This is a genomic window from Dermacoccus sp. UBA1591, from assembly GCF_002322065.1.
GTDB classification, from domain to species: Bacteria; Actinomycetota; Actinomycetes; order Actinomycetales; family Dermatophilaceae; genus Dermacoccus; species Dermacoccus nishinomiyaensis.
Window position 1 is genome coordinate 1 of record NZ_DCNR01000091.1, and the last position, 19218, is coordinate 19218.

13 protein-coding genes are annotated in these 19218 nt (G+C 68.3%); 8 read left to right on the top strand and 5 right to left on the bottom strand.

Going from position 1 to position 19218, the window contains the following annotated elements:
- Window positions 1-62 precede the first annotated feature (62 nt).
- Window positions 63-1166 (bottom strand): glycine cleavage system aminomethyltransferase GcvT, encoded by a 1104-nt coding sequence (gcvT, locus tag B2284_RS10080; RefSeq protein ID WP_074045451.1) that lies wholly within the window; start codon window positions 1164-1166, stop codon window positions 63-65.
- A gap of 101 nt (window positions 1167-1267) precedes the next feature.
- Between gcvT and B2284_RS10085 the strand changes: the two genes are divergently transcribed.
- From B2284_RS10085 to B2284_RS10095, 3 genes are all read left to right on the top strand, one after another.
- Window positions 1268-2752 carry a leucyl aminopeptidase gene (locus B2284_RS10085; RefSeq protein WP_115296336.1) on the top strand — a complete coding sequence of 495 codons (1485 nt, stop codon included), beginning with the start codon at window positions 1268-1270 and terminating at the stop codon, window positions 2750-2752.
- Window positions 2753-2940: 188 nt separating this feature from the next.
- Entirely contained in the window at window positions 2941-4791 is a 1851-nt protein-coding gene (gene sucB, locus B2284_RS10090; protein ID WP_136788333.1) for a 2-oxoglutarate dehydrogenase, E2 component, dihydrolipoamide succinyltransferase, read from the top strand.
- Window positions 4792-4814: 23 nt separating this feature from the next.
- Window positions 4815-5723: a TIGR01777 family oxidoreductase gene (locus B2284_RS10095; RefSeq protein ID WP_006946521.1), complete on the top strand. Its 909-nt coding sequence runs from the start codon at window positions 4815-4817 to the stop codon at window positions 5721-5723.
- 68 nt (window positions 5724-5791) lie between these two features.
- On the opposite strand, the gene B2284_RS10100 is transcribed toward B2284_RS10095, so the two are convergent.
- A complete protein-coding gene (locus B2284_RS10100) occupies window positions 5792-7477 on the bottom strand; it encodes a serine/threonine-protein kinase (RefSeq protein ID WP_136788335.1) in 1686 nt (561 codons plus the stop codon).
- Window positions 7478-7620: 143 nt separating this feature from the next.
- Between B2284_RS10100 and lipB the strand changes: the two genes are divergently transcribed.
- The 3 genes from lipB to B2284_RS10115 all read left to right on the top strand — a co-directional run bounded on the left by lipB (window position 7621) and on the right by B2284_RS10115 (window position 10217).
- A complete protein-coding gene (gene lipB, locus B2284_RS10105) occupies window positions 7621-8262 on the top strand; it encodes a lipoyl(octanoyl) transferase LipB (protein ID WP_006946636.1) in 642 nt (213 codons plus the stop codon).
- Between the two features lie 115 nt (window positions 8263-8377).
- Window positions 8378-9403 (top strand): lipoyl synthase, encoded by a 1026-nt coding sequence (gene lipA / locus B2284_RS10110; RefSeq protein WP_006946581.1) that lies wholly within the window; start codon window positions 8378-8380, stop codon window positions 9401-9403.
- 4 nt (window positions 9404-9407) lie between these two features.
- Window positions 9408-10217, top strand: coding sequence for a DUF4191 domain-containing protein (locus tag B2284_RS10115; RefSeq protein ID WP_136788336.1), 810 nt, complete (start codon window positions 9408-9410; stop codon window positions 10215-10217).
- A 219-nt stretch (window positions 10218-10436) separates the two neighbouring features.
- Here the strand turns inward: B2284_RS10115 and B2284_RS10120 are convergent, their stop codons facing one another.
- On the bottom strand, window positions 10437-10862 hold the full coding sequence (locus B2284_RS10120) for an RDD family protein (RefSeq protein WP_006946587.1): 426 nt from the start codon (window positions 10860-10862) through the stop codon (window positions 10437-10439).
- Between the two features lie 246 nt (window positions 10863-11108).
- Here B2284_RS10120 and glnA point away from each other — a divergent pair, with 246 nt between their 5' ends.
- Together glnA and B2284_RS10130 are read left to right on the top strand one after the other, a co-directional pair.
- Window positions 11109-12533: a type I glutamate--ammonia ligase gene (gene glnA / locus B2284_RS10125; RefSeq protein WP_006946569.1), complete on the top strand. Its 1425-nt coding sequence runs from the start codon at window positions 11109-11111 to the stop codon at window positions 12531-12533.
- 250 nt (window positions 12534-12783) lie between these two features.
- A complete protein-coding gene (locus B2284_RS10130) occupies window positions 12784-13251 on the top strand; it encodes an SRPBCC family protein (protein ID WP_074045456.1) in 468 nt (155 codons plus the stop codon).
- Between the two features lie 165 nt (window positions 13252-13416).
- On the opposite strand, the gene B2284_RS10135 is transcribed toward B2284_RS10130, so the two are convergent.
- Both B2284_RS10135 and dnaE read right to left on the bottom strand, forming a co-directional pair.
- Window positions 13417-15564, bottom strand: coding sequence for a S9 family peptidase (locus B2284_RS10135; protein WP_074045457.1), 2148 nt, complete (start codon window positions 15562-15564; stop codon window positions 13417-13419).
- A gap of 29 nt (window positions 15565-15593) precedes the next feature.
- Window positions 15594-19142 (bottom strand): DNA polymerase III subunit alpha, encoded by a 3549-nt coding sequence (gene dnaE / locus B2284_RS10140; RefSeq protein ID WP_074045458.1) that lies wholly within the window; start codon window positions 19140-19142, stop codon window positions 15594-15596.
- Between the last annotated feature and the right edge of the window lie 76 nt (window positions 19143-19218).

Genomic DNA, 19218 nt, shown 5'->3' on the forward strand with positions numbered 1-19218 from the left:
GTGCGACCCCCTTCGTCATGTCGTCAGAGGAGACGCCGCCGAGGCGGGAGGCGCTCATCGCGTCAGCTGCTGCGCGTCTGCACCTCGACGAACGGCGGCTTCGTGACGACGGCCTCGAGCATGCGACCACGCACGTCGACGACGACCTGGTCGCCCTCGGCGAGCATCGGCGAGACGAGCGCGAGCGCGACGCCCATGCCGAGGGTCGGCGAGAACGTCCCGGACGTCACCTCGCCGAGTTCAGCGCCCTCGGCGTCACGCACGATGCAGTGCGCGCGCGGGATGCCGCGGCCGGTGAGCTTGAGGCCACGCGAGATGCGACGCGGGCCCTCGGCCTTCTCCTTGGTCAGGGCGTCCTTTCCCCAGAACGCGTCCTTCTTCCAGCCGACGGCCCAGCCGGAGCGCGCCTGCACGGGCGTGATGTCGAGCGAGAGATCCTGCCCGTGCAGGGGGTATCCCATCTCGGTGCGCAGGGTGTCGCGCGCCCCGAGGCCGCAGGGCAGACCCTCGTAGGGGGCCGCGGCCTCGACGAGGGCGTCCCACAGCGCGAGGGCGTCGTCCCAGCGGCAGACGAGTTCGTAGCCGCGCTCACCGGTGTAGCCGGTGCGGCACACGGTGACGGGGCGGCCCTGCCAGTCGGCCTCGTCGAAGCTCATGTAGTCGTGGTCGACGGGCAGAGCGAGTGCGGAGACGACCTCGTCGGACTTGGGACCCTGGACGGCGAGCACGGCGTATTCCTCGTGCGCGTCGGCGACCTCGATACCCTCCGGCGCGGCCTCCTCGAGGCGGCGCACGACCTCGGCCGTGTTCGTGGCGTTGGGGATGAGGAACAGATCGTCCTCGGCCTTGACGTAGACGATCAGGTCGTCGACGACCCCGCCGCTCTCGTCGCAGCACATCGTGTACTGGGCCTGGCCGGGCCCGATCTTGCGCAGGTCGTTCGTCAGGCACGAGTTGACGAAGTCGAGCGCGCCGGCACCCTTCACCGTCGCCTTGCCCAGGTGGCTCACGTCGAAGATGCCGACGCGCTCACGCACCGCGGTGTGCTCGCGCACGACACCTCCGCCCGGATACTCGATGGGCATGTCCCATCCTCCGAAGTCGGCCATCTTCGCCCCGAGGGCGCGGTGACGCTCGTCGAGGGGCGAGAGCTTGTTCTCAGTCATGCCTCGAACCTACCGCGCCCACCGCGTCCTACGGGCCGTTAAGCTCGGCCCAGCAGCACGCACGCCGATGACCTCGGCATCACCCACGAAAGGGGCCCCACATGGTCGACATCACCCTCAGCGACAAGAGCGCGGACGCCATCGCAGCCGACGCCACCGTCGTCCTCACCGCACCGACGAAGGACGGCGCCCGCGTCATCGACCCCGTCGGAGTCTCCCCCGCCGCAGTCAAGGCGCTCAACGAGGCTCTCGCGACGCTCGAGGCGAAGGGTCGCGCCGACGAGGTGCTGCGCCTGTCGGGTGCCGGCGACCTGAGCGGCCTCGTCATCGCCGTCGGCTCGGGCGTCGACGCCGAGCAGGCGCCGACGAAGGCCTCCGCGCTGCGTGACGCCGCCGGTGCCGCCGCGCGTTCGCTCACGGGCACCTCGAGCGCCGTCTTCGCCTTCCCCGCGGTCGCCGACGACCTCGTCCAAGCCATCTGCGAGGGCATCGCCCTCGGCGCGTACGCCTACACCGCGTACAAGAGCAAGCCGAAGGAAGCCCTCGCCAAGGCAACGCTGCTCGTCACCGACGCGAAGTCGTCCGGCGCCCTCGCGGGCGTCGAGACCGCGGCGGCCGTCGTGACCGCGCAGAACTGGGCGCGCGACCTCGTCAACATGCCGCCGCTCGACCTCAACCCCGCCTCGTTCGCCGACATCGTCCGCAAGCGCATGTCGGGCACCAAGGTCAAGGTCGACATCATGGACGAGAAGGCCCTCGCGAAGGCCGAGTGCGGCGGCCTCATCGGCGTCGGCCGCGGCTCGGCGCGTCCGCCGCGCCTCGTGACGCTGACGTACAAGCCCGCGAAGGCGACGAAGCACATCTCGATCGTCGGCAAGGGCATCACGTTCGACTCCGGCGGCCTGTGCATCAAGCCCGCCAACGGCATGGCGACGATGAAGTGCGACATGGCCGGCGCTGCCGCCGTCGCGGCCTTCCTCGAGGCCGTCGCCGCGCTCGAGCTGCCGGTCGCCGTCACGGGCTACCTGTGCCTCGCCGAGAACATGACGGGCGCCGACGCGCAGCGTCCCGGCGACGTCATCCGCATGCACGACGGCACGACCGTCGAGATCGACAACACCGACGCCGAGGGGCGCCTCGTCATGGCTGACGGCCTGTGCTACGCCACCGAGGAGGAGCCCGATCTCATCATCGACATCGCGACGCTCACCGGCGCGGCCGTGCTCGCGCTCGGCAACCGCACGGCGGCGATCGTCGGCAACAACGACGAGGTGCGCGACGAACTGATCGCGGCCTCCGAGCGCGTCGACGAGCACATGTGGCCGATGCCGCTGCTCGAGCACCTGCGCCCGAGCATCGACTCCGAGGTGGCCGATCTCAAGCACACCGGCGAGCGCATGGGTGGGCTCATCACCGCGGCGATGTTCCTCAAGGAGTTCATCGGCGAGAAGAACGGCGAGCAGATCGACTGGATCCACATGGACATCGCGGCGCCCGCGTTCAACGAGGGCAGCCCCTACGGCGTCAACCCCAAGGGCGGCACCGGTTTCGCCGTCCGCACCCTCGTCGAGCTGGCTCGCGCCTGATCGAGCAGGCCCGCGGGTGGGAACGGCCGTTTTCCTACCCGCGGGTATTCGGGGCGGGTTTCCGCAACCCCGTCCGCGAGTGACAAGATGGCCTTGATCGGGGAGATCCGCTCGCTGCGAAGTGCCCCGGAGTTCACAACTTCATCCGCGAAACCAAAGTGAATTTTGGATTGAGGAGACCTCCACCCATGTCTGACCGCGTGACCATGCCGGCCCTCGGCGAGTCGGTGACCGAAGGCACCGTGACCCGCTGGCTGAAGAACGTCGGCGACACCGTCGCCGTTGACGAGCCGCTGCTGGAGGTCTCCACGGACAAGGTCGACACGGAGATTCCGTCGCCGATCGCCGGAACGCTGCAGGAGATCCTCGTCGAAGAGGATGAAACGGTGCCGGTCGGCGCCGACCTCGCCGTCATCGGTGACGGCGACGCTCCCGCGTCGTCCGACTCCGGTTCCGACTCCTCCTCCGACGACTCGCAGGAGGCCGAGCCGCAGGCCGAGGCCGACGAGATGAAGGACGAGGCCGCCGAGAGCGCGCCGCAGGCGTCCGAGAGCTCGAACTCCTCGAACGACTCCGCCGCTGAGGTCTCCGGCGGCGAGAAGGTGACGATGCCCGCGCTCGGCGAGTCCGTCACCGAGGGCACGATCACGCGCTGGCTCAAGTCCGAGGGCGACGACGTCGCCGTTGACGAGCCCCTGCTCGAGGTCTCCACGGACAAGGTCGACACCGAGGTTCCCTCCCCCGTCGCGGGCAAGCTGACGAAGATCCTCGTCGCCGAGGACGAGACGGTGCCGGTCGGCGCCGACCTCGCCGTCATCGGCGGCTCGGCCGGTTCGAGTTCCTCCGACGACTCGGCCGAGGCCGAGAAGGCGCAGAAGAACCAGGACGAGGTCGACTCGAAGAAGCAGGACGAGGCCGTCGAGGCCGCGGAGTCGAAGAACGAGACGCCGGCCCCGGTCAAGGACGACGAGGCCGCCGAGAAGGAAGCCCCGACGGCCGAGTCGTCGGCGAGCGAGGCGCCGAAGGACGAGGCCCCCAAGGCCGGCGCCGGCTCCGACAAGCAGCAGGAGACGTCGACGAAGGTCGACAACTCCGGCACCTACGTCACGCCTCTGGTGCGCAAGATCGCGGCCGAGAACAACATCGACCTGTCGACGATCACGGGCACCGGCGTCGGTGGCCGCATCCGTAAGCAGGATGTCCTCGACGCTGCGAAGAAGGCCCAGGAGCCGAAGCAGGAGGCCGCCGCGGCTGCGTCCGCCGCGGCTCCGGCAGCATCCTCCACCCCGGCCGCGTCGACGACGACGCCGCAGCCGTCCGCCGAGGCTCAGGCCAAGCGCGGCACGACAGAGAAGATGTCGCGTCTGCGCAAGGTCATCGCGCAGCGCATGGTCGAGTCGCTCGCCGTCTCCGCGCAGCTGACGGCCGTCGTCGAGGTCGACCTCACGAAGGTCGCGAGCATCCGTGCGCGCAACAAGGAGAGCTTCAAGTCTCGCGAGGGCGTCAACCTCTCCTACCTGCCGTTCATCACGACGGCTGTCGTCGAGGCGCTCAAGGCGTTCCCGCAGGTCAACTCCTCGGTCGACGGTGACAACATCATCTACCACAACGCCGAGCACATCGGCATCGCGGTCGACACGCCGCGCGGCCTGCTCGTGCCCGTCATCAAGGACGCGGGTGACCTGTCGATCGCCGGCATCGCGAAGAAGATCGCCGACCTCGCCGCTCGCACGCGTGACAACAAGGTGACGCCGGACGAGCTGGGTGGCGGCACGTTCACGATCTCGAACATCGGCTCGAACGGTTCGCTCATCGACACCCCGATCATCAACCAGCCGCAGGTCGCCATCCTCGGCACCGGCGCGATGGTCAAGCGTCCCGTCGTCGTCACCGATGAGTTCGGCAACGACTCGATCGCGATCCGTCAGATAATGAACCTCGTCCTCACCTACGACCACCGCGTGGTCGACGGCGCCGACGCCGGTCGCTTCCTCTCGGCCATCAAGGCTCGCCTGGAAGAGGGCGCCTTCGAGGTGTGATCGTCGCGGGCTAGTCTGACCGCATGACTGGACAGCGCATCGCCATCACCGGTTCCTCCGGAGTGATCGGCGGTGCGCTGTCATCATGTCTGCGTCGCCGCGGCGACACCGTCATCCGGATCGTCCGACGACCGGCGGTCACACCCGGCGAGGTGACGCTGCCCGAGGCCCGCAGCTCGAACAGCCGATTGGTCGAGACGCTCGCCACCGTCGATGCGGTCGTCAACCTGGCCGGGGCGGGCGTCGGGGATCATCGGTGGAGCCGCGCGTACAAGGACGCGATTCGCGAGTCGCGGATCGAGACGACGTCGAGGCTCGCCGACGCACTGGCGGAGGTGCCACAACGGATTCGTCTCGTCTCGGCTTCGGCGATCGGCTTCTACGGCGATCGCGGTGACGAGGTGCTCGACGAGACGAGCGCACCCGGGGAAGACTTCCTCGCTCGCGTCTGCATCGAGTGGGAAGCTGCGGCGATGAGGGCTGCGAAGCGCCACGACGTCGCCCTCGCGCGCACCGGTCTCGTCATGACGGGCGAGGCCGGAGCGTTCGCTCCCCTCCTGACGACGACGCGGCTGGGCGCAGGGGGCCCATTGGGTTCGGGGCGGCAGTGGTGGAGCTGGATCACGCTGCGTGACGAGGTGCGCGCGCTGGTGTTTCTTCTCGACCACCCCGACGTCGTCGGGCCCGTCAACCTCGTCGCACCGCGCGCGAGTCGGCAGGCCGATCTCGCACAGGCACTCGCGCGCTCGCTGCGGCGCCCCGCTGCCCTGCGCGTACCGAAGGGGGCATTGCGCTTCGTCCTCGGTGAGATGGCCGACCAGGTGACCGCGTCGACGCGGGTACGCCCCCACGTGCTCGAAGCTGCCGGGTTCGACTGGCAGGACGAGAACCAGGACCAGGCGCTCGACCGGCTCGTCGCGTCGGCGCTCTGACCGGCGCGCGTCGGGAGGCTGATCGGGCGCGTGGCGCGCTCTCGTCCGGTTCATGGCGGAGATGCGCCTCAGCTCGCTGACCAGGACGAGATGCGCCAGCCCGTGCCGTCGTGGCTGAGGACGAGCCGGACGTCATCGTGACGCGCAGCAACACGCTCGCTCGCGGTCTTGGTGCGGACGTCGTACCCCGACGTCGTGATTCGGCTCGTCAGGCACACCTGGCCACCGCTGCATGACGTCGGCGTCAGCGCGCCGATCGCGTAGCCGAGGCCGTCGTACGACGCGCCCTGCGCGCTCGCCCGCGTGAAGGCCTGCAGGTCGTGCGTGTGAGCAGCCGAGCCCGGCACGAGGCACCGGCCCAGGCCTTCTCGATCCAACGTCGACCAGGCCTTGGCCCGGCAGTCGAGCAGCGCCACGACCTCCTGACGCGTCGGAGCCGTCATCGTGGGCGTCTTCGCACCGGACGCGGGCACCGCCGTCCCCGCCTCCGGGTTGGTCGAGGGCGACACCGCGTTCGGCATCGTCTTCGACGGCGGTGCGGGCGTCACCGCCGTCGAGGACGTCGTCGAGTTCGCCGGTGTCACACCAGGGTTGGCGCGCGCGTAGGCCGCGCTCGTCGAAGATCCGGCGTCATTCGCCGAGTCTCCGCCTGCGTGAACGGGCCACATCGCTGCTGCTGTGACGACGCACGCCCCCAGCAGCGCCGCGGGCACCCAGCGACCAGCTCTCCAGCACGCGCCCGCCGCGTCAGCACGTCGCCCAGCGTCGACGGCCCCTGGACGCCACGTCCGTCTTCCCCCGACCTCGCCGCGGGTTTCAGCGCCACGACGCCCACGTCGCCCACGACGTCCGCCCCTGAGTGACGACCCATGGCGCTCCGCGTCGGCCGGCTCGAGGAACTGCCGCCGCTGCGCCTCGTCCCGCAGTCGTCGCGTGATCGACTCACCAACGGCAGGGGTGTCACTCCCCTCGCCAATCGGCACGGCGGTCGGCACGGGCACCGGGCGTGCGGTGGCGACACCGCGCAGCCGGGTCGCCAGCTCCGCGGCGTGCGGGCGCGACGACGGCGTCTGTGCGAGGCACGCCGTGATGAGGTCGACGAGCGCGTCCGGCGCGTCGGGCAGGACGTCGACGAGGTGCGGCCGCAGGGCTGCGACGGGCGGCGGCGTCCCCAGGAGACAGAACCAGGCGAGCGCCCCGAAGGAGTACACGTCGGCCGCAGCGCTGGGCGGTTCACCGTCGACGATCTCGGGTGCGACGAACCCGTAGGTGGCCCAGTCGGCCCCGTCGGCGCGTGCCGCGACACGCGTGGCCCCCAGGTCTGCGATCGCAGGGCGTCCCTGGTGATCGAAGAGGATGTTGGACGGGGTGAGGTCGGCGTGCACGCATCCTCGGTCGTGGAAACCCGCCATGGTCGCCGCGACCGGAGCGAGCGCCGTCACGCACTCGCCGACGGTGAGTCCGCCGCGTCCTCGCACGACGTCGTCGAGGCTGCCGCCGGCCATGTACTCGAGCACGAGCGCGCTGTGGCCCTCGGCGCTCGTCGTGAGATCGAGGGCCTCGACGACGTGGGGCCCCGCGTGGCGCCGCAGCATCCGCCATTCCGAACGCGCGGTGATCGCGGGTTCCGTGCTGACCTTGATCGCGACGGTGCCCTGCGGCCCGGTGGCGCGCCACACCGACGAGCTGCCGCCCTGCCCGATGCGCGCTTCGATGGTGTATCCGGCGATCGTGGGTGCGGTGGCGTCGGGCATGGTGACTCCTGGGTTCGGCGTGCGAGGGGCGCCGCGGTCGGCGTCACTGGTTCCACCATCGCCCAGGCGGGCCGAAGCGTGCGTCGAGTTATCCACAGGCAGGCCGGCGGCCGTCGCGGCGTGTCGGAGAGTAGGCTCGGGGGATGCGTATCCAGCACCTCGGCTTCGCCCCTGACTTCGTCGACTACGAGCAGGCGTGGGAGGTGCAGCGTCAGGTCCACGCCGACGTCGTCGCGGGCGGCGAGGACACGGTGCTACTGCTCGAGCACTCCCCCGTCTACACGGCGGGCAAGCGCACCGAGGCGCACGAGCGTCCCTTCGACGGCACGCCCGTCGTCGACGTCGACCGCGGCGGCAAGATCACGTGGCACGGTCCAGGTCAGCTCGTGGGCTACCCGATCATGGCGCTGCCCATCCCCATCGACGTCGTCGCGCACGTGCGTCGCCTCGAGCAGCTCATGATCGACGTGTGCGCCGAGTTCGGCGTCGACGCCGACCGCGTGGAGGGACGTTCCGGCACCTGGGTGCTCGCCGACGACAAGGGCCCCGACCGCAAGATCGGCGCCATCGGCGTGCGCGTCTCGAAGCGCGCGACGATGCACGGTTTCTCGCTCAATTGCGACTGCGACCTGTCGTGGACGCAGACGATCGTGCCCTGCGGCATCGCCGATGCCGGGGTGACGACACTGAGCCGCGAGGTCGGTCGTGACGTCACCGTCGCCGAGGTGCTCCCTGTCGTGGAGCGTCACCTGTCGGCGATCGTCGCCCCGTCGAAGGCGGCGTGAGCGCCGTCCGCGTACTCGCCGGGAAGTTTTCACCCGCGTACGCTGTTGTTCTGAGCGCTGGCGCGCATCTTCGCGCCGTGTCGCCCTCAATCGCTAAGCTGAGGAGTGCTTTTCTGTGACCGTCGCGCCCGAAGGCCGTCGACTGCTGCGCGTGGAAGCGCGCAACGCCGAAACGCCCATCGAACGAAAGCCGAGTTGGATCCGCACCACGGCGAAGATGGGCCCGGAGTACAACTCGCTGCAGAATCTCGTCAAGGGTGGCGGCCTGCACACCGTGTGCCAGGAGGCCGGCTGTCCCAACATCTTCGAGTGCTGGGAGGACCGTGAGGCCACGTTCCTCATCGGCGGCGACACCTGCACGCGACGCTGCGACTTCTGCGACATCGCGAGCGGCAAGCCGTCCGCCCTCGACCTCGACGAGCCGCGCCGCGTCGCCGAGTCCGTCCGTGAGATGGGCCTGCGCTACGCCACCGTCACCGGCGTCGCGCGCGACGACCTGCCCGACGGTGCCGCGCAGCTGTACGCCGACACCGTGCGCCTCATCCACGAACTCAACCCGAACACGGGTGTCGAGATCCTGCCGCCCGACTTCGGCGCCGTCCCCGAGCTCGTCGGCAAGGTCTTTGACGCCCGCCCCGAGGTGTTCGCCCACAACCTGGAGACGGTACCGCGCATCTTCCGACGCATCCGCCCGGCGTTCACGTACGAGAAGTCGCTCAAGGTGCTGACGATGGCGCGCGAACAGGAGCTCGTGACGAAGTCGAACCTCATCCTCGGCATGGGTGAGGAGGAGCACGAGATCGACCAGGCGCTCGTCGACCTGCACGAGGCGGGCTGCGACATCATCACGATCACGCAGTACCTGCGCCCCTCGAAGCTGCACCACCCGATCGACCGGTGGGTCAAGCCGGAGGAGTTCGTGCACTGGTCCGAGCGTGCCGAGGAGATCGGTTTCTCCGGCGTCATGGCGGGTCCGCTCGTGCGTTCCTCCTACCGAGCCGGCCGTCTGTACGCCCAGGTCATGGCCAAGCGCGGCCAGGAGCTGCCGGAGAACCTGCTGCACCTCGCGGAGGCGGCGTCGTCGCCGGCGCGTCAGGAAGCTGCGTCTTTGGTGGCCCGCGCCGAGACCCGCGTATCCTGACCCCATGGCATCAACCTCCCCCACCAACGAGCCCAAGAAGTCGCGGTTCCGCCGCGGTTCGAGCGGCGGCGCCACGAAGGCCGACGGTGCGTCGAGCACGAGAGGCGAGGCCAAGGAGCCGGGCCGCTCCGCTCAGTTCCGTCAGGTGTTCGAGACGGGGCGCGCCAACGACCCCGCGCTGCTGGCGTGGATGATCGGTGCGTTCGCGCTCGTGTTCGTGCTGCTGCTCATCATCGGCTTCAGTATCGGCCACCCGATCTACCTCGGCATCATCGGCGTGCTGCTGGGTGTGCTCGCCGCACTGCTCGTGCTCGCCCGCCGCGCGAACACCGCGATCTACAAGTCGATCTCGGGTCAGCCGGGCGCGAGCGTCGCCGTCATGTCGTCGCTGCGCAAGGGCTGGTTCGTCGAGCAGGAGCCCGTCGGCGTCGACATGGGCCGCAACCGCCAGGTGCGCGACCTCTCGGGTGCCGCGATGGTGTACCGCGCCGTCGGCAAGCCGGGCGTCGTGCTCGTCGCGGAAGGCCCCAAGGGCATGGCCGAGCGTTTGCTCTCCAGTGAGAACAAGCGCACGACGCGGGTGCTCGGCCCCGAGGTTCCGGTGCACACGCTGCGCGTCGGCACCGACGAGGGCTCCGTCCCCGTCGAGCGTCTGCAGAAGGACATGCAGAAGATGCCCAAGGTGCTCACCGACGACGAGGCCGCTCGCATCACCAAGCGCTTGCGCGCCCTTGGGTCGGGCCGCCCCGCAGCTCCGGCCGGTATCGACCCCACGAAGGCACGCGTCAACCGCGCCGCGATGCGTGGCCGCTGAGCCTCCACGCACGAACACGAGAGCCCGCCACCTCGAGGTGGCGGGCTCTCGTGTGTTCTGGGGCTTGTCGCGTGGCCCGCGCCCACGTGGTGCGACGCGGCGATGCATGTCGTCCCATCCGGGTGACGGGGCGTGCGGCGGGGCAACCCGCATGGGTCGTGCCGTGAAGGTCATGCTGCCTGGGGCGTGCGCGCGGCGAGCGTCAATGTCGCATCGAGTTCAACGCGAACGGACGATGACGGTGCCGGCGAGCTTGTCGTGCAGCCCGCGTCCGCTCGAGTCGGTGACGACGGCGGGGATCGCGAGGCAGAGCAGCACGGTGCGGACGGCGCCGGCGAGCAGACCGGGGGCGGCGCCGTCGCTGACGCGCTGCACCTGCATCCCCATGGCGCGGTGCCCGAGCGTCATCCCGAGGGTGCTGACGAGCAGGAGGTTCTCGACGGCGAAGACGGCGAGCGGTTTGAAGCCCTCGGCGCCGCTCCCGCCCCAGCGGTAGCCCAGCAACCCCATGGCGATGACGGAGCAGAGCGCCCAGTCGATGAGCAGCGCGACGGCGCGCGGGGCCAGCCGCGCGATGGAGCCGGGGCCCTCGACGGGGCGGTTCTCGGCGGGGTCGGCATCGGCGAGGGGGGCAGCTGGGGGCACGTTCGTTTCCGTTCGGTGGTGTCTCGCACTGTGAGTAGTAGCGCGCCCTCCAAGACTAGAGGTGAGGTGCCTGGATAGGTTGGAGGGGTGGTCGCGCGCCGTGCGCCGACCGGCGTGAACTGTTCACATGTTTCGTAACACCGACGAAACATGAGGGCCATGCCCGGGTAATCGGGGGGTCCTAGCATCATGGGCAACACGTGGTGTGGTGTCGACCGGCATCGCACACCCCAGTCAGGAGGATCCATGTTCAAGACCGCTGAAGAGGTCGTGAAGTTCATCGAGGATGAGGACGTCAAATTCGTCGACATCCGCTTCTGCGACCTGCCGGGCGTCATGCAGCACTTCAACATCCCGGCCGAGAGCTTCGACGCTGAGGCGATCGAGACCGGCCAGATGTTCGACGGCTCGTCCATTCGCGGTTTCCAGGCCATCCACGAGTCCGACATGAAGCTCATCCCGGACCTGCAGACGGCCTACCTGGACCCGTTCCGTGAGTACAAGACGCTCATCATCAACTTCTCGATCGTCGACCCGTTCACGGGCGAGCAGTACTCGCGCGACCCGCGCAATATCGCGGCGAAGGCCGAGGCGTACCTGAAGTCGACGGGGATCGCCGACACGGCGTTCTTCGGCGCCGAGGCCGAGTTCTACGTCTTCGACGACGTGCGTTTCGAGACGAAGCAGAACGCCGGCTACTACTACATCGACTCGATCGAGGCGGCCTGGAACACGGGCCGCGTCGAAGAGGGCGGCAACCTGGGGTACAAGACCCGGTACAAGGGAGGCTACTTCCCCGTCCCGCCCGTCGACCACTTCGCCGACCTGCGCGACGAGATGGTGCTGAAGCTGCACGAGGTCGGCCTCGAGGTCGAGCGCAGCCACCACGAGGTCGGCACGGCCGGTCAGATGGAGATCAACTACAAGTTCAACACCCTGCTGCAGTCGGGTGATGACGTCATGAAGTTCAAGTACGTCATCAAGAACGTCGCGTTCCAGAACGGACGCTCGGCGACGTTCATGCCGAAGCCGCTGTTCGGCGACAACGGTTCGGGTATGCACACGCACCAGTCGTTGTGGAAGGACGGCGAGCCGCTGTTCTACGACGAGCGTGGTTACGGTGGCCTGTCGGACATCGCTCGCTGGTACATCGGTGGTCTGCTCAAGCACGCGCCGTCGCTGCTCGCGTTCACGAACCCGACGGTCAACTCCTACCACCGTCTCGTACCGGGTTACGAGGCGCCGGTGAACCTCGTGTACTCCGCGCGCAACCGTTCCGCGTGCGTGCGTATCCCGATCACGGGCACGTCGCCGAAGGCGAAGCGTGTCGAGTTCCGTGTCCCGGACCCGTCGGCGAACCCGTACCTGTGCTTCGCGGCGCAGCTGATGGCGGGCCTCGACGGCATCAAGAACCGCATCGAGCCGCCGGAGCCGGTCGACAAGGACCTGTACGAGCTGCCGCCCGAGGAGCACGAGGCCATTCAGCAGGTTCCGGGTTCGCTCGGTGACGTGCTCGACGCGCTCGAGGCCGACCACGAGTATCTGCTCGAGGGTGACGTGTTCACGGAGGACCTCATCGAGACGTGGATCGAGTACAAGCGTCTGAACGAGATCGACCCGATTCGTTTCCGTCCGCACCCGCACGAGTTCGAGATGTACTACGACATCTGAGCCTGGGAGGCAAAGGCCGAGCGGGTTCAGATGTCGGAGAAAAAATGGTCATCTGAACCACCTCTGCATCTGGAGGCGAGGGTTGAGGGCCCGAGGCGGGCAGCGAGCGTGAGCGAGCTGCCCCCCCGGGCCCTCTGTCGTGGCCGAGCGGGTTCAGATGCCGGAGAAAAAATGGTCATCTGAACCGATCTTCAACGCCAGCCCCGCCGTAGCCGAGGAGGATGACCAACGGCCAGCTACGGTGGGCGTCATGGCTGACAACCTCGAATCTGAGATCTTCATCGCTGCTCCCCCGGAGCAGGTGTGGCCGCTCGTCAGTGACCTGCGGCGGATGCCGCAGTGGTCACCGCAGTGTCGCAAGGTGATTGCGCGGGGCCCGATCCGCCGTGGCACGTTCATGCTCAACGTCAATCGTGACGGCAATCTGTGGTGGCCGACGCGTGCCAAGGTGGCTGATTTTCACGACCTGCAGCGCGTCGCTTTCCGGGTGCTCGACAACGGCACGACGTGGAGCTTCACGCTCACGCCGCAGGACGGCGGCACCGTGCTGACGCAGCGACGTGACGTGCCGCCGGGCGTTACGTCGAAGGTGTCGGCGCTGCTCGTCGACAAGGTGCTCGGCGGTGAGGACCACTTCGAGGCCAACCTCGTCGCCGGCATGAACACGACGCTGCAGCGCATCCGCGCAGCCGTCGAGGCGCGCTCAGCTCAGGAGTGACAGCCGACGGCTCGGCGCAGCGGGCCCGTCCTCGACCTGAGCCGGCGCGACTCGCGTCGTGCCCAAGAGATGCCGCCCCCGTTCTTGCGCCCAAGTGCACCCGGGTGCACTCGGGCGCAAGAACGGGGTTCACTTCCCCAGGGTGCCGATTCCTCAGGGCGTGAGTCAGACGTTGGCGGACGCTGGGTAGACGATCTCGGACGCGCCGAGACGGTCGAGAATCCACGCGGTCTCGAACGCCGCTTCCTTCCACGCTTCGTACCGCCCGCTGACGCCGCCGTGGCCCGCGACCATCTCGGTCTTGAGCAGGATCGGCCGCTCGTTCTGGTCACTCGTGACGGTGCGGCGCAGCATCTGCACCCACTTCGCGGGTTCGACGTAGAACACGCGCGTGTCGTTGAGGCTCGTCGTCGCGAGCACCGACGGGTAGTCGACGTCGCGGACGTTCTCGTACGGCGTGTAACTCTTCATGTACGCGTACACGTCCGGGTCGGCGAGCGGGTTGCCCCACTCCTCCCACTCCCCCTGCGTCAGCGGCAGCGACGGGTCGAGCGTCGTCGTCAACGCGTCGACGAACGGCACCTGCGCGTGCACGGCGCAGAACAGCTCAGGCGCCTCGTTGAGCGCCGCGCCGATGAGGAGGCCGCCGGCCGAACCACCCTCGGCCGCAAGGCGATCGGGGGCCGCCCACCCCGTCTCGACGAGGTGACGCCCCGCCGCGACGAAGTCGGTGAACGTGTTCTTCTTGTGCTCGAGCCGCCCGTCGAGATACCAGGATCGGCCCATCTCACCGCCACCGCGCACGTGCGCGATGGCGAACACGACGCCGCGCTGCAGCAGGCTGAGCCGCAGGACGGAGAAATACGGGTCGATCGACGACTCGTACGAGCCGTACCCGTACAGCAGCACGGGGTTCGTCCCGTCAAGCGTGACGTCGCGGTGCGCCACGAGCGAGACCGGCACCTGGGCGCCGTCGGGAGCCGTCACCCACAGACGGTGCTGCTGGTAGTCGGCCGGGTCGTGGCCGCCCAGCACCTCGCGACGCTTGAGCAGCGTCACCTCGTCCGTCGTCGTGTCCCAGTCGTAGATGGCGCGCGGCTCGATGAACGACTCTGTTGCGACCATGAGCGTCGTCGCCTCGTACGTGGGGTTCGCCCCGACACCGACGACGGTGAGCTCCCCCGCGAACGGCAGCTCGCGCGCCGCCCCGAAACCGTCGCCCTCCTTGGGCAGGAGCCGCACGGTCGGCAGGCCGCCGGCGCGCAGCCCGACTAGCATGAAGTCGCGGTAGGCGGAGACCCCGAGGATGCGCTCGCCCTCGGCGCCCACGAGCAACGGCTGCCAGTTGTCGACGCCGGGGTCGGCGAGCGGCGCCACGGCCACGTCGAAGTCGACGCGGTCACGGTTGTGCACGATGTAGAGCCGGTCCCCGTCGATCTCGATGTCGTAGTCGAGCCCCTCGGTGCGCGGCTGCACGACGCGCCAGCCGGCGGCCTCGTCGTGCAGATCCATGAGGTGGAACTCGGAGGTGTTCTTCGACCCCATCGACAGGATGAGCCACCGATCGTCATGCGTGCCGCCGATGCCGAGCCAGAAGGCCGCGTCGTCCTCCTGGTAGAGCAGCACGTCCTCGCTCGGGTCGGTGCCGACGACGTGACGCCACACCTGGTGCGGGCGCCATGACTCGTCGACGCGCGTGTAGAAGTACGCATCTCCCGCAGCCGACCACACGAGGCCGTACCCGACGTCGGTGACGCTCTCCTCGATCGTCTCGCCCGTGGCGATGTCGCGCACCGTGACGGCGTAGCGCTCGTCACCCGCGAAGTCCATGAGCGCGGCGAGCCGGTTCTGGTCGGGCGTCAGCGCGAGTGCGCCGACCGAGTAGAACTCCTTGCCCTCGGCCTCGACGTTGCCGTCGAGCAGCACCTGCTCCCCCGCGAGCGCCTCCCCCGGCCGCGGCGTCGGACGGGCCTCACCGTCACGGTACGGTGCGCGGCAGCTGATGCCGTACTGCTTTCCCTCGAGGGTGCGCGTGTAGTACCACCAGTCCTTGTCGCGCACCGGGATCGACAGATCGGTCTCCTTCGTGCGCGACTTGATCTCGTCGAAGAGACGCTCGCGCAGCGGCTCCTGCGCCGCGAGCACGGCGTCGGTGTAGGCGTTCTCCGCGTTCAGATGCGCGATGACGTCGGGGTTGCTCTTGTCGCGCAGCCACTCGTAGTCGTCGACGAAGACGTCCCCGTGGTGGGTGCGCTGCGTCGGCACGCGACGAGCGATCGGCGGCATCGGCTGAGTCGCCGTGGTGTCGGTCATGGGTGTTCCTTCCGAACGGTCGTCGTGCGTCAGCCGAGGCACGAGGGGCCCAGGAGGGCCTTGAGGTCACCGAACAGCGCAGGCGTCGCGTTGACGCGCAGGCTGTCGTCGAGCTTGACGGTGAGGGTGCGCCCCGGCCGCGAGAGCTTGAGGTGCACCTCGGTGATGCCGGGGTGCTCCCCCAGTACCTCCTTGAGCCGCTCGGCCAACCCCTGCGTCGCCCGCGCGTACGGCAGGTGCAGCAGCACCGGGCCGCGTGGGCCGTCCGTCAGCTCGGGCAGCGTCAGCTCCATCGCGTTGAGCGCGACAGACTCGTCACGACGGTTGACGCGCCCCTTGACGGCGCACACGACGTCCTGGCTCAGCATCGTCGAAACCGTCGCGTACGTCGAGGGGAAGAACAGGCACTCGATCGCGCCGTCCATGTCCTCGACGGTCGCGATGGCCCACAGATCGCCCTTCTTCGTGCGCTTGATCTGCAGGCCCGTGATGAGCCCGGCGATCGTCACCGTCGCGCCGTCTGGCAGCGCGTCCTCGGCGAGCAGGCGCGCGACCGATGTGTCGGAGAACTGCGCGAGCGCCGCCTCGATGCCGAACAGCGGGTGGTCGGAGACGTACAGGCCGAGCATCTCGCGCTCGAACGCGAGCTTCGTCTGCTTGTCCCACTCGATCGGCGGAATCTGCGGTAGCGCGGCGAACTCGATGCCCGGCGCGTCGTCACCGAAACCGGCGAACAGCGAATCCTGCCCGTGCTCCTCCTTGCGCTTCTCGTCGATGAGCGCATCGACGTACGACTCATGGATCTGCACGAGCCCCTGACGCTGGTGGCCGAGGTCGTCGAACGCGCCCGCCTTGACGAGTGACTCGACCGTGCGCTTGTTGAGCACCGTCGCGGGGCACTTGCGCAGGAAGTCCTCGAACGAGGTGAAGCGGCCCTTCTCCTCACGCGCCGCGATGATCGCCGCGACGACGTTGGAACCGACGTTGCGGATCGCCTCGAGCCCGAAACGGATGTCCTCGCCGACGGCCGCGAAGTTGCCGATCGACTCGTTGACGTCGGGCGGCAGCACCTTGATGCCCATGTGACGGCACTCGTTGAGGTACAGCGCCGACTTGTCCTTGTCGTCTCGCACCGACGTGAGCAGCGCCGCCATGTACTCGGCCGGGTAGTTCGCCTTGAGATAGCCCGTCCAGTACGACACGAGCCCGTACGCCGCGGTGTGCGCCTTGTTGAACGCGTAGTCGGAGAACGGCAACAGGATGCTCCACAGCGTCTGCACCGACTCCTTCGAGAAGCCGTTGTCGAGCATGCCCCTCTCGAAGTTGACGTACTCGGCGTCGAGCACCTCCTTCTTCTTCTTGCCCATCGCGCGCCGCAGCAGGTCGGCGTTGCCGAGGGTGTACCCGGCGAGCTTCTGCGCGATCTCCATGACCTGCTCCTGATAGATGATCAGGCCGTACGTCATGTTGAGGATCGGCTCGAGCGCCTCGGTCAGCTCGGGGTGGATGTAGTCGATCTGCTGCTTGCCGTTCTTGCGCAGCGCGAAGTTGGTGTGCGCGTTGGCGCCCATCGGGCCGGGACGGTACAGCGCGAGAGCGGCGGAGATGTCCTCGAAGTTGTCGGGCTGCATGAGACGCAGTAGCTGGCGCATGCCGCCGCCGTCGAGCTGGAACACGCCGAGCGTGTCACCTCGCGCGAGCAGGTCGTACGTCTTCGCGTCCGTCATGTCCTTGCTCAGCGCGTCGAGGTCGATGTCCTCGTCACGGTTGGCCTTGATGTTCTTGAGCGCGTCGTCGAGGATCGTCAGGTTGCGCAGGCCGAGGAAGTCCATCTTGACGAGGCCGAGCGTCTCGCAGCTCGGGTAGTCGAACTGCGTGATGACGGCGCCGTCCTGCAGGCGACGCATGATCGGGATGACGTCGATGAGCGGTTCGCTCGACATGATGACGCCCGCCGCGTGGACGCCCCACTGACGTTTCAGCCCCTCGAGGCCGACGCCCGCGTCGAAGATGTTCTTGAACGTCGGGTCGGAGGCGATGAGCTCACGGAACTCGCCGCCCTCGGCGTAGCGCGGGTGGCTCTCGTCGTACATCTTCGCCAGCGGCACGCCCTTGCCCATGACGTCGGCCGGCATCGCCTTCGTCATCTGCTCGCCGATGGCGAACGGGAAGTCCATGACGCGCGAGGCGTCCTTGACGGCCTGCTTCGCCTTGATCGTGCCGTACGTGACGATGTACGACACGCGATCCTCGCCGTACTTGTCGACGACGTACCGGATGACCTCCGAGCGCCGACGCTCGTCGAAGTCGACGTCGAAGTCGGGCATCGACTGACGTTCGGGGTTGAGGAAGCGCTCGAAGATCAGACCATGCGGGACGGGGTCGAGGTCGGTGATGCCCATCGCGTACGCGCACATCGAACCGGCACCCGAACCACGCCCCGGCCCGACGCGGATGCCGTTGCGCTTCGCCCAGTTGATGAAGTCGGCGACGACGAGGAAGTAGCCCGGGTAGCCCTTGCCGATGATGACGTCCTGCTCGTACTTCGCCTGCTTCACGGCGTAGTCCGGCACACCCTCGGGGAAGCGACGGCGCAGCCCCGTCTCGACCTCCTTGATGAACCAGGACGTCTCGTCCTCACCCTCGGGGCAGGGGAAGCGCGGCATGTAGCGCCCTTCGCCCTCGGTGAAGGACACCTCGCACTGCTCGGCGATGAGCAGGGTGTTGTCGCACGCGTCCGGGTGGTCTCGGAAGAGGTGACGCATCTCGTCGGCCGACTTGAGGTAGAACTCGTGGCTGCCGAACTTGAAGCGGTTGGGGTCGGTCAGGCGCGAACCCGAGTTGATGCACAGCAGCGCATCGTGGTGGACCGCGTCCTCCTTGTTCGTGTAATGCAGGTCGTTCGTCGCGAGAAGCGGCAGGTTGAGGTCCTTCGCCAGCTTGAGCAGGTCACTGCGCACGCGCCGCTCGATGTCGACGTCGAGGTCGTGCTCCATCAGCTCGCAGTAGAAGTTGCCGTCACCGAAGATGTCGCGGAACTCCGCCGCGGCCTCGCGCGCCTTGTCGTACTGCCCCAGACGAAGGCGCGTCTGGATCTCCCCCGATGGGCACCCCGTCGTGCCGATGATGCCCGTGCCGTACGCGTTGAGCAGCTCTCGGTCGAGTCGCGGATACTTCGAGTACACCTGGTCGAGCGAGGCCTGCGAGCCCATGCGGAAGAGGTTGTGCATGCCCTCGTTGTTCTTCGCGAGCAGCGTCATGTGCGTGTAGAGACCCCGGTTGGAGACGTCGTCGGCCTCCTGGCCGCGCTCGCCCCACGTCGTGCGCGTCTTGTCGGTGCGGTGCGTGCCCGGCGTCATGTACGCCTCGAGGCCGATGATCGGCTTCACGTCATACTTGCGCGACTTCGACCAGAACTCGTAGGCACCGAACAGGTACCCGTGGTCGGTGGTCGCGATCGCGGGCATGCCGAACTCCTGCGCACGCGCGAACATGTCATCGATACGGGCTGCACCGTCGAGCATCGAGTACTCGGTGTGGTTGTGCAGATGGACGAAGCTCTTCGACTGACTGGACATCGCCCAGAAGTCTACGACCGGCCACCGACAACCCCGCCGGATGCGCGACGCCCGGCTCCCGGGGCGAGCGGGGAGC